The organism is Kitasatospora sp. NPDC088346, from assembly GCF_044740765.1.
In the GTDB taxonomy this organism is placed as follows: domain Bacteria; phylum Actinomycetota; class Actinomycetes; order Streptomycetales; family Streptomycetaceae; genus Kitasatospora.
This window is the reverse complement of the sequence record NZ_JBIURH010000006.1, coordinates 18,801-30,952: the sequence shown is the minus strand read 5'-3', so window position 1 is coordinate 30,952 and position 12,152 is coordinate 18,801. Positions and strand designations below refer to the sequence as shown.

General features: G+C 73.2%; 12 protein-coding genes. 6 read left to right on the top strand and 6 right to left on the bottom strand.

Annotated features, from left to right (window positions below; genetic code table 11):
• The first annotated feature begins 58 nt into the window (after positions 1-58).
• From ACIOFR_RS10990 to moaA, 4 genes are all read left to right on the top strand, one after another.
• Positions 59-1,102: a zinc-dependent alcohol dehydrogenase family protein gene (locus tag ACIOFR_RS10990; RefSeq protein WP_400994809.1), complete on the top strand. Its 1,044-nt coding sequence runs from the start codon at positions 59-61 to the stop codon at positions 1,100-1,102.
• 241 nt (positions 1,103-1,343) lie between these two features.
• Positions 1,344-1,688, top strand: a complete 345-nt coding sequence (locus ACIOFR_RS10985) for a DUF485 domain-containing protein (RefSeq protein WP_400994806.1) — start codon at positions 1,344-1,346, stop codon at positions 1,686-1,688.
• The gene (locus ACIOFR_RS10980) at positions 1,685-3,307 is read left to right on the top strand and encodes a cation acetate symporter (protein ID WP_400994804.1); all 1,623 of its coding nucleotides are present in this window, start codon (positions 1,685-1,687) and stop codon (positions 3,305-3,307) included. The genes ACIOFR_RS10985 and ACIOFR_RS10980 overlap by 4 nt, the downstream gene beginning before the upstream one ends.
• 98 nt (positions 3,308-3,405) lie before the next feature.
• Positions 3,406-4,395, top strand: coding sequence for a GTP 3',8-cyclase MoaA (moaA, locus tag ACIOFR_RS10975; RefSeq protein ID WP_400994802.1), 990 nt, complete (start codon positions 3,406-3,408; stop codon positions 4,393-4,395).
• A gap of 36 nt (positions 4,396-4,431) precedes the next feature.
• On the opposite strand, the gene ACIOFR_RS10970 is transcribed toward moaA, so the two are convergent.
• The 6 genes from ACIOFR_RS10970 to ACIOFR_RS10945 form a co-directional block, all read right to left on the bottom strand.
• The gene (locus tag ACIOFR_RS10970) at positions 4,432-4,677 is read right to left on the bottom strand and encodes a hypothetical protein (RefSeq protein ID WP_400994800.1); all 246 of its coding nucleotides are present in this window, start codon (positions 4,675-4,677) and stop codon (positions 4,432-4,434) included.
• Between the two features lie 304 nt (positions 4,678-4,981).
• Positions 4,982-5,332, bottom strand: coding sequence for a DUF3099 domain-containing protein (locus tag ACIOFR_RS10965; RefSeq protein ID WP_400994798.1), 351 nt, complete (start codon positions 5,330-5,332; stop codon positions 4,982-4,984).
• A 127-nt stretch (positions 5,333-5,459) separates the two neighbouring features.
• Complete coding sequence (locus ACIOFR_RS10960; protein WP_400994796.1) at positions 5,460-6,008, bottom strand: RNA 2'-phosphotransferase; 549 nt, start codon at positions 6,006-6,008, stop codon at positions 5,460-5,462.
• A gap of 32 nt (positions 6,009-6,040) precedes the next feature.
• Positions 6,041-7,444, bottom strand: coding sequence for a metallopeptidase TldD-related protein (locus ACIOFR_RS10955; RefSeq protein ID WP_400994793.1), 1,404 nt, complete (start codon positions 7,442-7,444; stop codon positions 6,041-6,043).
• Positions 7,444-8,997, bottom strand: coding sequence for a TldD/PmbA family protein (locus tag ACIOFR_RS10950; RefSeq protein ID WP_400994791.1), 1,554 nt, complete (start codon positions 8,995-8,997; stop codon positions 7,444-7,446). Before ACIOFR_RS10950 ends, ACIOFR_RS10955 begins: the two co-directional genes overlap by 1 nt.
• 183 nt (positions 8,998-9,180) lie before the next feature.
• Entirely contained in the window at positions 9,181-10,332 is a 1,152-nt protein-coding gene (locus ACIOFR_RS10945) for an MBL fold metallo-hydrolase (protein WP_400994788.1), read from the bottom strand.
• A 272-nt stretch (positions 10,333-10,604) separates the two neighbouring features.
• Between ACIOFR_RS10945 and fabG the strand changes: the two genes are divergently transcribed.
• Together fabG and fabI are read left to right on the top strand one after the other, a co-directional pair.
• Positions 10,605-11,324: a 3-oxoacyl-[acyl-carrier-protein] reductase gene (gene fabG / locus ACIOFR_RS10940; protein ID WP_400994786.1), complete on the top strand. Its 720-nt coding sequence runs from the start codon at positions 10,605-10,607 to the stop codon at positions 11,322-11,324.
• Between the two features lie 5 nt (positions 11,325-11,329).
• Entirely contained in the window at positions 11,330-12,097 is a 768-nt protein-coding gene (gene fabI / locus ACIOFR_RS10935) for an enoyl-ACP reductase FabI (RefSeq protein WP_400994784.1), read from the top strand.
• The last annotated feature ends 55 nt before the right edge of the window (positions 12,098-12,152 follow it).

Below are 12,152 nucleotides of genomic sequence, written 5' to 3'. Positions count from 1 at the left end.
CGAAGCTCTCCTCGCCGCCCGCACCCCGGGGCGGCGGCATTCCGCAAAGGACACCCCCATGCGCGCCACCGTGATCCACGGCCCCCACGACATCCGGATCGAGGAGGTGCCCGACCCTCGGATCCAGCAGCCCACCGACGCGGTGGTGCGGGTGGTGAACGCCTGCATCTGCGGCAGCGACCTCTGGGCGTACCGGGGGGTCGCCGCGCGCCGGCCCGGCCAGCGGATCGGGCACGAGTTCCTGGGCGTCGTCGAGGAGGTCGGCCCGCAGGTGTCGGGGCTGGGGCCCGGTGACCTGGTGGTGGCACCGTTCGTCTGGTCGGACGGCACGTGCGAGTTCTGCGTCGAGGGCCTGCAGACCTCCTGCCCGCACGGCGGTTTCTGGGGCTCGGTCGGCTCGGACGGCGGTCAGGGCGAGGCGGTCCGCGTCCCGTTCGCGGACGGCACGCTGGTGCGGCTGCCCAAGGACGCCGCGAGTGACGAGAAGCTGCTGCCGAGCCTGCTCGCGCTCTCGGACGTGATGGCCACCGGGCACCACGCGGCGGTCAGCGCCGGGGTGCGGCCCGGGGCCACGGTCGCCGTGGTCGGTGACGGCGCGGTCGGGCTGTGCGGGGTGTTGGCGGCGCACCGGCTCGGCGCCGGGCGGATCATCGCGCTCGGCCGGCACCGGACGCGGACCGACCTGGCCCGTACGTTCGGCGCCACCGACGTGGTCGCCGAGCGCGGCGAGGCGGCGGTGGAGGCGGTCCGGGAGCTGACGGGCGGCCGGGGCGCGCACGCCGTCCTGGAGGCGGTCGGCACCGAGGAGTCGATGCGCACCGCGATCTCGATCACCCGGGACGGTGGGGCGGTCGGGTACGTCGGTGTCCCGCACGGCGGCAGCGCCGGTGTGGACGTGGGCCAGATGTTCGACCGCAACGTCCGGCTGTGCGGCGGCGTGGCCCCCGCCCGCGCGTACATCCCCGAGCTGCTGGCGGACGTCCTCTCCGGCGCGATCGAGCCTGGCCTGGTGTTCGACCGCACCATCGGACTGGACGAGGTGCCGGACGGCTACCGCGCGATGGACGACCGCTCGGCGCTCAAGGTCCGGATCGCGCTGTGACCGCCGCTCGCTGACGCGGGCCACCGACGACCGCCCGGGCGGGGCGCCACCGCGAGCCGGTGGCGTCCCGTCGGCCGTTACGGTGCTTTTCGGCCATTTGAGGTGTACACGGGGGCCGGCTCTGTGTGGAGTATGGTCGGCGCCCCGGGGCGGATCTAGCATGCAGCGGCACACCGGGACTGTGACGCCCCTCACGTCCGCTCGTTCCACCAGTGCACCCGCTGACCCCAGGAGACACCGCGTGGACACTCCGCCGACCGCCCGTCCAGCTCCGCCCGACACGCTCCAGGCCATCGAACAGACCGAGGAGTTCCGCCGGCTGCGCGGCTCCTTCCGCGGCTTCGCCTTCCCCGTCACCGCCGGCTTCATCCTCTGGTACCTGCTCTACGTCCTGCTCTCCGGCTACGCCCCCGGTTTCATGGCCACCACGCTGTTCGGGCACGTCAACGTGGCCCTGGCGCTCGGCCTGCTCCAGTTCGCCAGCACCTTCGCCATCGCCGCCTGGTACGCCGCCTACGCGGACCGCCGGCTCGACCCGGCGGCCACCGCGATCCGCGAGCAGCGCACCCGGGAGGCCGCCGAATGACCGTCACCACCCTGCTGGCCGCCGGCTCCGCCACCGAGCACCGCGGCCTGACCATGACGCTCTTCGGCGTCTTCGTCCTCGCCACCCTCGGCATCACGGTCTGGGCCGGCCGCCGGACCAAGGACGCCGCCGACTTCTACGCCGGCGGCCGCGGCTTCACCGGCTTCCAGAACGGCCTGGCGATCTCCGGCGACTACATGTCGGCCGCCTCCTTCCTCGGCATCGCCGGCGCGATCGCCCTGTACGGCTACGACGGCTTCCTCTACTCGATCGGCTTCCTGGTGGCCTGGCTGGTCGCCCTGCTGCTGGTGGCCGAGCCGCTGCGCAACTCCGGCCGCTACACCATGGCCGACGTGCTGGCCTTCCGGATGCGCCAGCGGCCGGTGCGGACGGCTGCCGGCATCTCCACGATCGTGGTGTCGATCTTCTACCTGCTGGCCCAGATGGTCGGCGCGGGCTCCCTGGTCGCCCTGCTGCTCGGCGTCAGCGGCGACTCCGCCAAGCGCTGGACGGTGGTCGCGGTCGGCGCGCTGATGGTCGTCTACGTGGTGATCGGCGGCATGAAGGGCACCACCTGGGTGCAGATCGTCAAGGCCGTGCTGCTGATCGCAGGCGCCGGGCTGATGACCGTCCTGGTGCTGGCCAAGTACCACTTCAACCTCTCCAGCCTGCTCGGCGCCGCCGCCGACGCCGGGGGCCACGGCTCGCGCTTCCTGGAGCCCGGCCTGAAGTACGGCGCCAGCGACACCAGCAAACTGGACTTCCTCAGCCTCGGCCTCGCCCTGGTGCTCGGCACCGCGGGCCTGCCGCACATCCTGGTCCGCTTCTACACCGTGCCCACCGCCAAGGCCGCCCGGAAGTCGGTGCTCTGGGCGATCGGCATCATCGGCGGCTTCTACCTGATGACCCTCGCCCTCGGCTTCGGCGCCGCCGCCCTGGTCGGCCCGGGCGTGATCAAGAAGTCCAACCCGGCCGGCAACACCGCGGCCCCCCTGCTCGCCGAGCACCTCGGCGGCGGCGCGGGCAGCACGGGCGGAGCCGTCCTGCTCGCGGTGATCTCCGCGGTCGCCTTCGCCACCATCCTGGCCGTGGTCGCCGGCCTCACCCTCGCCTCCTCGGCCTCCTTCGCCCATGACCTGTGGGCCAACGTGATCCGCCGGGGCCGGGCCGGCGAGAAGGAGGAGATCCGTTCGGCCAAGCTGGCCGCGGTCGCGATCGGTGCCGTCGCCATCGTGCTGTCGATCTTCGCCGACAAGCTGAACACCGCCGCCCTGGTCGCGCTCGCCTTCGCCGTCGCGGCCTCCGCCAACCTCCCGACGCTGCTCTACTCGCTGTTCTGGAAGCGCTTCAACACCGCCGGCGCGGTCACCTCGGTCTACGCCGGCCTGGCCAGCTCGGTGCTGCTGGTGGCCTTCTCCACCGTCGTCTCCGGCAAGCCCACCTCGCTGCTCCCGCACAGCGACTTCCACTGGTTCCCGCTGGAGAATCCCGGACTGGTCTCCATCCCGGTCGGTTTCCTGGCCGGCTGGCTCGCCACCCTGCTCTCCCGGGAGAGCGCCGACCCGGCGAAGTACGCTGAACTGGAGGTCCGCTCGCTGACCGGACTGGGTGCTCACTAGCCGAACGGCGGACGGGCCGACCGCCCGCCCCGGCTAAGCTGGCCCGGCCCGCCCCACCCGGCGGCCGGGCCGGCCGCACTTGCGGGAAGGGAGCCGACATGCTGCTGGACACCTTCGGCCGTCGAGCCGTCGACCTGCGGGTCTCCCTCACCGACCGGTGCAACCTGCGCTGCACCTACTGCATGCCCGAGGAGGGCCTGCAGTGGCTGGCCAAGCCCGAGCTGCTCACCGACGAGGAGATCGTCCGGCTGGTCGGGATCGCCGTCCGCGACCTGGGCATCCGCGAGGTCCGCTTCACGGGCGGCGAGCCGATGCTGCGCCCCGGCCTGGTCGGCATCGTCGCCGCCTGCGCCGGGCTCCGGCCGCGCCCCGAGCTCTCGCTGACCACCAACGGCGTCGGCCTGGCCAGGACCGCCGAGGCCCTGCGGAGGGCCGGGCTGGACCGGGTCAACGTCTCGCTGGACACCCTCGACCCGGAGACCTTCCACACCCTGACCCGCCGTCACCGCCACGGGGACGTGCTGGACGGCCTGGCCGCCGCCGAGGCCGCCGGTCTCACCCCGGTCAAGCTCAACGCCGTGCTGATGCGCGGCGTCAACGACCACGAGGCGGCCGACCTGCTCGGCTGGTGCCTGGAGCGCGGGTACGAGCTGCGGTTCATCGAGCAGATGCCGCTGGACGCCCAGCACGGCTGGGACCGCTCCCGCATGATCACCGCGGGGGAGATCCTGGACCGGCTGCGCGAGCGCTTCACCCTGAGCCCCGAACCGTCCGCCGCTCGCGGCGCCGCCCCGGCGGAGCGCTGGCTGGTCGACGGCGGGCCCGGGCGGGTGGGCGTGATCGCCTCGGTGACCAGGCCGTTCTGCGCGGCCTGCGACCGGACCAGGCTCACCGCCGACGGCCAGATCCGCAACTGCCTGTTCGCCACCGGCGAGACCGACCTGCGGACCGCCCTGCGCTCCGGCGCCGGTGACGCCGAGATCGGCGACCTGTGGCGCACCGCGATGTGGGGCAAGAAGGCGGGCGCGGGCATCGACGCCCCCGAGTTCCACCAGCCCGACCGTCCGATGTCCGCCATCGGCGGCTGAGCACCGCCCCCGATCCCGTTCGCGCGGGGGCGCGGGTCAGCCCTCGAACGCGTCGAGGGCCACGACCTCCTTGAGGAACCCCCGCACACCCAGGAACTGCGACAGGTGCTCGCGGTGGTCCTCGCAGGCCAGCCAGGTCTTGCGCCGGTCCGGCGTGTGCAGCTTGGGGTTGTTCCACACCAGGACCCACACGGCGGGCCGGCGGCAGCCCTTGCCCGAGCAGACCGGTGGGCCCTCGGGGCCGTCCGCCGGGCCGAAGAGTCCGAGCGAGGGGGTGTCCATGGTGAGTGCCGTCCCGGGAAGTGCTGGCGGTGGTCAGTCACGCCAGTCTTGCACCCGCCGACCGGGCGCGAGCACCGGGCCGGGCGTCCCGGATCCGGGAATGACGACGCCGGGCAACCACGGGGGGAGTTGCCCGGCGTCGGTCTGTCGCTCCGACGGGGGATGCGGAGCGCTTACGCAGTATGGCACGGTCGGCACCCCCCGTGGGGCCCTCTTTCATGATTAATCTGAGGTTGCTCTGAGCTTTCTGCCGGTCAAGCCACCCGATAGTCGGACGTATCGGGATGAGCCCCGTCGGCAATTCTCACTCGGAGCCACGGCCCTCGGCGGCCCGCCCGCCGCCGCCGCTGCCGCCCGGTCCGAGCATCAGCGGCACCTCCGGCGGCACCGCGAAGGTGCTCGGCAGCCCCGGCGCCCGCTCCCGCCCGGCGTTGGCGACCAGCACGGCGAAGTACGGCAGCAGCACGCCGCCGGCCAGCGCGACGAAGGCCACGTACCGCTGCACGTCCCACATCACCACGGCCAGCAGCAGGCAGAGCGTGCGGATCAGCATCGAGATCACGTAGCGCCGCTGGCGTCCCCGGACGTCCTCGGAGAGGCTGGTCCGGGCCCCGGTGATCCGGAAGACCTGCCCGTCGTCCTCGCTCTTGCGCATGTGTACCGCCCTCGTCCGTCCGCGCACCCACGGCCGGGCAGCGGCCCTCTCACGGTACGCCGCCCGCGGGCGCCGCAGCAGAGCGGGTGCGCGGCGAGTCCCGCGCGCCGCGCGCCCCGCGCCGGCCTCAGGGGGCCTGGGTCAGGTACTGCGGCGCCACCGCGTCGGTCAGCCAGACGCCGTTGGCGCTGACCCGGAACTCGTGGCCGGCCGCCGCCATCGCCGCGGCGTCCACCACCAGCACCACCGGACGGCCGTGCCGGGCCCCCACCCGCACGGCCGTCCCGGTGTCCGCGGAGAGGTGGACGTCCCGCCGGGCCATCGGACGCAGGCCCTCCCGCAGGATGATCCCCACCGTCCGCGACCCGGTGCCGTGGTACAGCACCGGGGGCGGGACGGCGGCGGGCAGGCCGAGGTCGACCTCGACGGTGTGGCCCTGGCTGGCCCGGATCGACCGGCCGTCCTCCGAGAAGGCGAAGCGGCGCTTGTTGTTGGTCGCCACCACGTGGTCCAGCTGCGACCGGCTGACCGCGCGGCCGTGCCGGGCCAGCCCCGCCAGCAGGTCCTCGACCCGCACCCAGCCCGCCGGGTCGAGCGTGATCCCGATCGACCCGGGGTCGTGCCGCAGCACGCGCGACAGCGTCTTGGACACCCGGACGGTCTGCTTCTCGTCCACCTTCTCCCACTCCTCGTGTGGTCGGCCCCCGGTCAGGAGGCCTGGCTGACCGAGCTCATGTTGAAGTCCGGCACCCGGACCGGCGGCATCGCGGCGCGGGTGAACCAGTCGCTCCACTCGCGGGGCAGGCAGCGCTCGGTGCGGCCCACCTCGGTGATCCGGCCGAGCAGGTCGACCGGCGACTCGTTGAACCGGAAGTTGTTGACCTGACCGACCACCTCGCCGTTCTCGACCAGGTAGACGCCGTCCCGGGTCAGACCGGTGAGCAGCAGGGTGGCCGGGTCGACCTCGCGGATGTACCAGAGGCAGGTGAGCAGCAGCCCGCGCTCGGTGCGGGCGACCATCTCCTCCAGGGTGGGGGCGGCGGCCTGGTCGGCCGTCTCCAGCACCAGGTTGTCGATCGGCGGGCGCACCGGCAGGCCGGTCAGGCCGGCCGAGTGCCGGGTGGTGGACAGGTTGGCCAGCTCGCCGCCGCGGATCCAGTCGGTGGGGGCGAGCGGCTGCCCGTTGTCGAAGACCGAGGCGCTGTCGCCCGAGGCGTGCGCGAGCAGGAACGGCGAGGCCTCCAGCCCCGGCTCGGCCGGGTCGGAGCGCAGGGTCAGCGGCAGTTCGCTGAGCCGGTCGCCGATCCGGGTGCCGCCGCCGGGCCGGCTGAAGACCGAGCGGCCCTCCGCCGCGTCCCGCCCGCCGGCCGACCAGTTCAGGTAGACCATCAGGTCGGCCAGTGCGGACGGCGGCAGCAGGGTCTCGTACCGGCCGGCCGGCAGGTCGATCCGCTTGCGGCCCCAGCCGAGGCGGCGGCTGAGCCGGGAGTGCAGCTCGGCGACGTCCACGTCGGTGAAGTCGCGGGTGGCGGCGCCGGCCCAGGCGGAGCCGGACAGGTCGGCGGTCTTGGCGTTGAGCTCGACCGTGCCGGTGGGCTGCTCGTGGCGCAGCCGCAGGCCGGTGGAGCTGCCCAGGTAGCTGGTGGTCAGCTCGTGCCGGGCGAAGCCGTAGAGCAGCTCGCCGTTCTTGCGGGCCCGGGCGAAGGCCTCGCCGAGGGCCGGGGCGAAGGCGGCGAACACCTCGGCCGAGGTCTCGCCGGGAGCGGCGGCGAAGTCGGGCGAGGCGGGGTGGCCGGCGAGCAGCGGCCGGGCGTCCTCGGCCGGGCCGGCGTCGCGGGCGGCGGCCTCGGCGGCCCGGACCAGGCTCTCCACCTCGTCCCGGGTGACGGCCTCGCGGGAGACCACGCCGGAGGCGGTGCCCTCGGCGCCGTCCGCGGTGGCGATCACGGTGAGCCGGCGGCCCCGGGTGACGCCGTTGGTGGTGAGGCCGTTGCCGGCCCAGCGCAGGTTGGCGGTGGAGTCCTCGTCGGCGATCACCACGCAGCCGTCGGTGCGGGACAGTTCCAGGGCGCGCTCGACCAGCTCGTGCGGCCGGTGGGTGGTGTCGGACATCAGTGACCGGCCTCCTGCTGGGTGTTGAGCACGTTGACGTTGCGGAACAGCGCGGACGGGCAGCCGTGGCTGACCGCCGCGACCTGGCCCGGCTGGGCCTTGCCGCAGTTGAAGGCGCCGCCGAGGACGTAGGTCTGCGGGCCGCCGACGGCGCTCATCGAGCCCCAGAAGTCGGTGGTGGTGGCCTGGTACGCGAAGTCCTTGACCTGCCCGGCCAGCCGGCCGTTGCGGATCGCGTAGGCGCGCTGGCCGGTGAACTGGAAGTTGTAGCGCTGCATGTCGATCGACCAGGAGCGGTCGCCGACGATGTACAGGCCCTTCTCCACGCCCTCGAACAGGCCCTCGGTGTCCGGGCCGCCCTCGACCGGCTGGAGCGAGACGTTCGCCATCCGCTGCACCGGCACGTGGCCGGGGGAGTCGGCGAACGCGCAGCCGTTGGAGCGGCCGAGGCCCTTCAGCCGTGCCATCCGGCGGTCCAGTTGGTACCCGACCAGCACGCCGTCCTTGACCAGGTCCCAGGACTGGGTGGCCACGCCCTCGTCGTCGTAGCCGATGGTGGACAGGCCGTGCTCGGCCGTGCGGTCACCGGTGACGTGCATCAGCTCGGAGCCGTACCGCAGCGAGCCCAGCTTGTCGAAGGTGGCGAACGAGGTGCCGGCGTACGCGGCCTCGTAGCCCAGCGCGCGGTCCAGCTCGGTGGCGTGGCCGATCGACTCGTGGATGGTGAGCCAGAGGTTGGACGGGTCGATCACCAGGTCGTAGCTGCCGGGCTCGACGCCGGGGGCCTTCATCTTCTCGGCGAGCAGCTCGGGCAGCTCGGCCAGCTCCCTGTTCCAGTCCCAGCCGGTGCCGGTCAGGTACTCCCAGCCGCGGCCGGCCGGCGGCGCGATGGTGCTCATCGAGTCGAAGGCGCCGGTGCGCTCGTCGACCGAGGTGGCCTCCAGCTGCGGGTACAGCCGGATCCGCTGCTGGGTGGTGACGGTGCCCGCGGTGTCCGCGTAGAACTTGTTCTCCTGCACGGTCAGCAGCGAGGCCGAGACGTGCGAGACGCCGTCGGCGGCCAGCAGCCGGCCGCTCCAGTCGGCGAGCAGGGCGGTCTTCTCGGCGTCCGGGACCTCGAACGGGTTGCGCTCGTAGGAGGAGACCCAGGTGGCGTCGGGGTAGACCGGCTCGTCCGCGAGCTCGACCAGGTCCTCGGAGCCGGCCGCCCGGCTGATCCCGCCGGACAGCCGGGCGACCGCCACCGCCTGCTCGGCGACCCGGGCCGCCGCCGCGGTGGTGAGGTCGACGCCGGCCGCGAAGCCCCAGGCGCCGTCCAGCAACACCCGTACCGCGAAGCCGAGTTGCACGGCGTCCGAGCTGCCGGACGGGCGGGCGTCGCGCAGCCGCCAGGACGCGCTGCGCACCCGCTCCAGCCGGAAGTCGGCGTGCGCCGCGCCGAGTTCGCGGGCCCGGGTGAGGGCCGCGTCGGCGAGGGTGCGCAGCGGATAGGCGAGGAACAGCGGATCGACGGCGCGGCTGTTCGGCGCGCCGGCGCTGGAGGTGGGCGGCATCAGGCTCCCCGGTTCGGGTCAACGGCGGGTGCCCCCGGGACAGGGGCGCCCACATCGCATCATTCCCGTCCAGGGGATTGCGAGCCAAGCGGATTTCCCGTCGGCGTGTCAGCGGGCCCGTGCGCGCCGCGGGGCGGCACCGGGAGACCTCCCGGGTGCCGCCCCGCGCCGGCCCGCCGGAGGTCAGGCCACCGTCTCCCACCAGCCGTCGAGCTCCGGCGGGTTGTCGACGTCGACCCGTTGGCCGGGGCGCGGCACCGCCAGCGGGACGGCCTGGGCCTTGGCCTCCGCGAGCAGCCGCTCGACCGGCTCGGCCCACGGGTGCAGGCCGAGGTTGAAGGTGCACCAGTGCACCGGTATCAACAGCTCGGCGCGCAGGTCGAGGTGGGCGCGGACGGCGTCCTCCGGCGTCATGTGGATGTCGGGCCAGGCCATGTCGTACGCGCCGATCTGGACCAGGGCGGCGTCGAACGGGCCGTGCTGCTCGCCGATCCGGGCGTAGCCCTCGAAGTACCCGGAGTCACCGGTGTAGTAGACCTTGCGGGACGGGCCGGCGATCACCCAGGAGCCCCAGAGCGTGGTGTTGCGGGTCGTGCCGCGGCCGGAGAAGTGGTGCGCCGAGGTCAGCGTGAGGGTCAGTTCGCCGAGGGTGCAGGTCTCGTCCCAGTCCAGCTCGATGATGCGGTGCTCGGGCACGCCCCAGCGGCGCAGGTGGCCGCCGATGCCGAGCGGCACCGCGAACGGCGCCGACTGCAGCTCCACCAGCTGCTTGACGGTCGCCATGTCGAGGTGGTCGTAGTGGTCGTGCGAGATCAGGACCGCGTCCACCGGCGGCAGCTCGGCCAGCCCGACGGGCACCGGGTGCAGCCGCTTGGGGCCGACCTGGTGGACGGGGGAGCAGCGGTCGGACCAGATCGGGTCGATCAGCACCCGGGTGCCCTGGACCTCGACCAGTGCCGAGGCGTGGCCGTACCAGACCACCTCGACGCCCTCGGCGGCCGGCCGGGTGGAGCCGTCGGAGGTGCGCTCCATCGGCACCGGTCGGCCGGGGCGGCGCGCGGCGCGGTCGTCGAGCAGCATCCGGCGGAAGGTGTCGCCGTCGGGCCGTCCGGGCTCCTGCCGGGCGAGCTGGCTCGGGGCGTTGTGGAAGACGCCGTCGCGGTACTGCGGGGAGTTGCGGACCCGGTCGTCCCGGGTGCCGTCCGGTCGCCGGCCGAACGCGGCCGGCAGGTCGCGCAGCGACCAGACGGCGGCGCCGGCCGCGGTGGCCAGTGCGGTCAGGGCCAGCAGCCGGGCACGTCGGCCGCCACCACTGCTTCGGGGGTGCTTGCTCATCCGCGTTCCGATTCCCTCGTCTCGTTCCCGGCCGCCGGGCCGGACCACTCGCGGGCCGCCGGGTGGTCCGGCGGGCCCAGTGAGCAACGGGTGTGACCGGTCCATGGTTCCCCCTCGGGGGTGCGTCGGGCCAGGTCCGGGGCGTACGTATTGTCGGGAAGCGACAGATACCGTGTGGCGGACCTGTCGGAGCCGTAGGGGCCGCGCCCTCGACCGGACCGATACCGTCACAGTGCGTACGCATGCAGGTCAACTAGGAGAGAGGTGGACCGTTGAGCCGCTCGGTTCTCGTCACCGGAGGCAACCGGGGCATCGGCCTCGCGATTGCCGAGGCCTTCGCCGAGGCCGGCGACAAGGTCGCGATCACCAGCCGCTCGGGCGAGGTCCCGGAGCAGCTGGCCAAGTTCGACGTGCTCGCAGTCCGCTGCGACATCACCGACGCCGCGCAGGTCGATGCGGCGTTCACCGAGATCGAGGCCGCGAACGGCCCGGTCGAGGTGCTGGTCGCCAACGCCGGCATCACCAAGGACACCCTGCTGCTGCGGATGTCCGAGGACGACTTCGCGTCGGTGCTGGACACCAACCTGACCGGCACCTTCCGGGTGGTCAAGCGTGCCTCCGCGAAGATGCTGCGGGCCCGCAAGGGCCGCGTCGTGCTGATCTCCTCGGTGGTCGGCCTCACCGGCTCGCCGGGCCAGGCGAACTACGCCGCGTCCAAGTCCGGCCTGGTCGGCTTCGCCCGTTCGCTGGCCCGTGAGCTGGGCTCGCGCAACATCACCGTCAACGTGGTCTCCCCGGGCTTCGTGGACACCGACATGACCGCCGTGCTCACCGACGAGCGCCGCGCGGAGATCGTCGCCGGCGTGCCGCTCGGCCGTTACGCCGCGCCTGCCGAGATCGCCTCGGCCGTGCGCTTCCTCGCTTCGGACGAGGCCGCATACATCACCGGAGCCGTCATTCCCGTCGACGGCGGATTGGGCATGGGTCACTGAGCAACATGAGCGGAATCCTTGCAGGCAAGCGGATCCTGATCACCGGCGTGCTGATGGAGTCCTCCATCGCGTTCCACACCGCCAAGCTGGCGCAGGAGCAGGGCGCCGAGATCATCCTGACCGCCTTCCCCCGGCCCAGCCTGACCGAGCGGATCGCCAAGAAGCTGCCCGCCCCGGCGAAGGTCCTGGAGCTGGACGTCTCCAGCGAGGAGCAGCTGGCGGGCATCGCCGACAAGGTGCGCGAGCACCTGCCGACCCTGGACGGCATCGTCCACTCGATCGGTTTCGCCCCGCAGGACGCGCTGGGCGGCAACTTCCTGAACACGCCGTGGGAGTCCGTGGCGACCGCCATGCACGTCTCGGCGTTCTCGCTGAAGTCGCTGACCATGGCGCTGCTCCCGCTGATGCAGGACGGCGGCTCGGTGGTCGGTCTGACCTTCGACGCGCAGTTCGCCTGGCCGAAGTACGACTGGATGGGCCCGGCCAAGGCCGCCCTGGAGGCCACCAGCCGTTACATGGCGCGTGACCTCGGTGAGCGCAACATCCGCTGCAACCTGGTCTCGGCCGGTCCGATCGGTTCGATGGCCGCCAAGTCCATCCCGGGCTTCGGCGAGCTGGCCGACACCTGGAACCACCGTTCCCCGCTGAAGTGGGACCTCAACGACCCGGAGCCGGCCGGCCGCGGTGTCGTGGCCCTGCTCTCGGACTGGTTCCCGAAGACCACCGGCGAGATCATCCACGTCGACGGCGGTCTGCACGCCATCGGCGCCTGACACCTCCGGTACGCCGACTGCCCGGCCCGCTCCTCGGAGCGGCGCCGGGCAGTGT

Coding starts and splice junctions, on each gene's coding strand:
- ACIOFR_RS10965 (WP_400994798.1), bottom strand. CDS start 5,332: ATGCGCAAGAGCGAGGACGACGGGCAGGTCTTCCGGATCACCGGGGCC.
- ACIOFR_RS10980 (WP_400994804.1), top strand. CDS start 1,685: ATGACCGTCACCACCCTGCTGGCCGCCGGCTCCGCCACCGAGCACCGC.
- moaA (WP_400994802.1), top strand. CDS start 3,406: ATGCTGCTGGACACCTTCGGCCGTCGAGCCGTCGACCTGCGGGTCTCC.
- ACIOFR_RS10950 (WP_400994791.1), bottom strand. CDS start 8,997: ATGCCGCCCACCTCCAGCGCCGGCGCGCCGAACAGCCGCGCCGTCGAT.
- ACIOFR_RS10990 (WP_400994809.1), top strand. CDS start 59: ATGCGCGCCACCGTGATCCACGGCCCCCACGACATCCGGATCGAGGAG.
- ACIOFR_RS10955 (WP_400994793.1), bottom strand. CDS start 7,444: ATGTCCGACACCACCCACCGGCCGCACGAGCTGGTCGAGCGCGCCCTG.
- fabI (WP_400994784.1), top strand. CDS start 11,330: ATGAGCGGAATCCTTGCAGGCAAGCGGATCCTGATCACCGGCGTGCTG.
- ACIOFR_RS10970 (WP_400994800.1), bottom strand. CDS start 4,677: ATGGACACCCCCTCGCTCGGACTCTTCGGCCCGGCGGACGGCCCCGAG.
- ACIOFR_RS10945 (WP_400994788.1), bottom strand. CDS start 10,332: ATGAGCAAGCACCCCCGAAGCAGTGGTGGCGGCCGACGTGCCCGGCTG.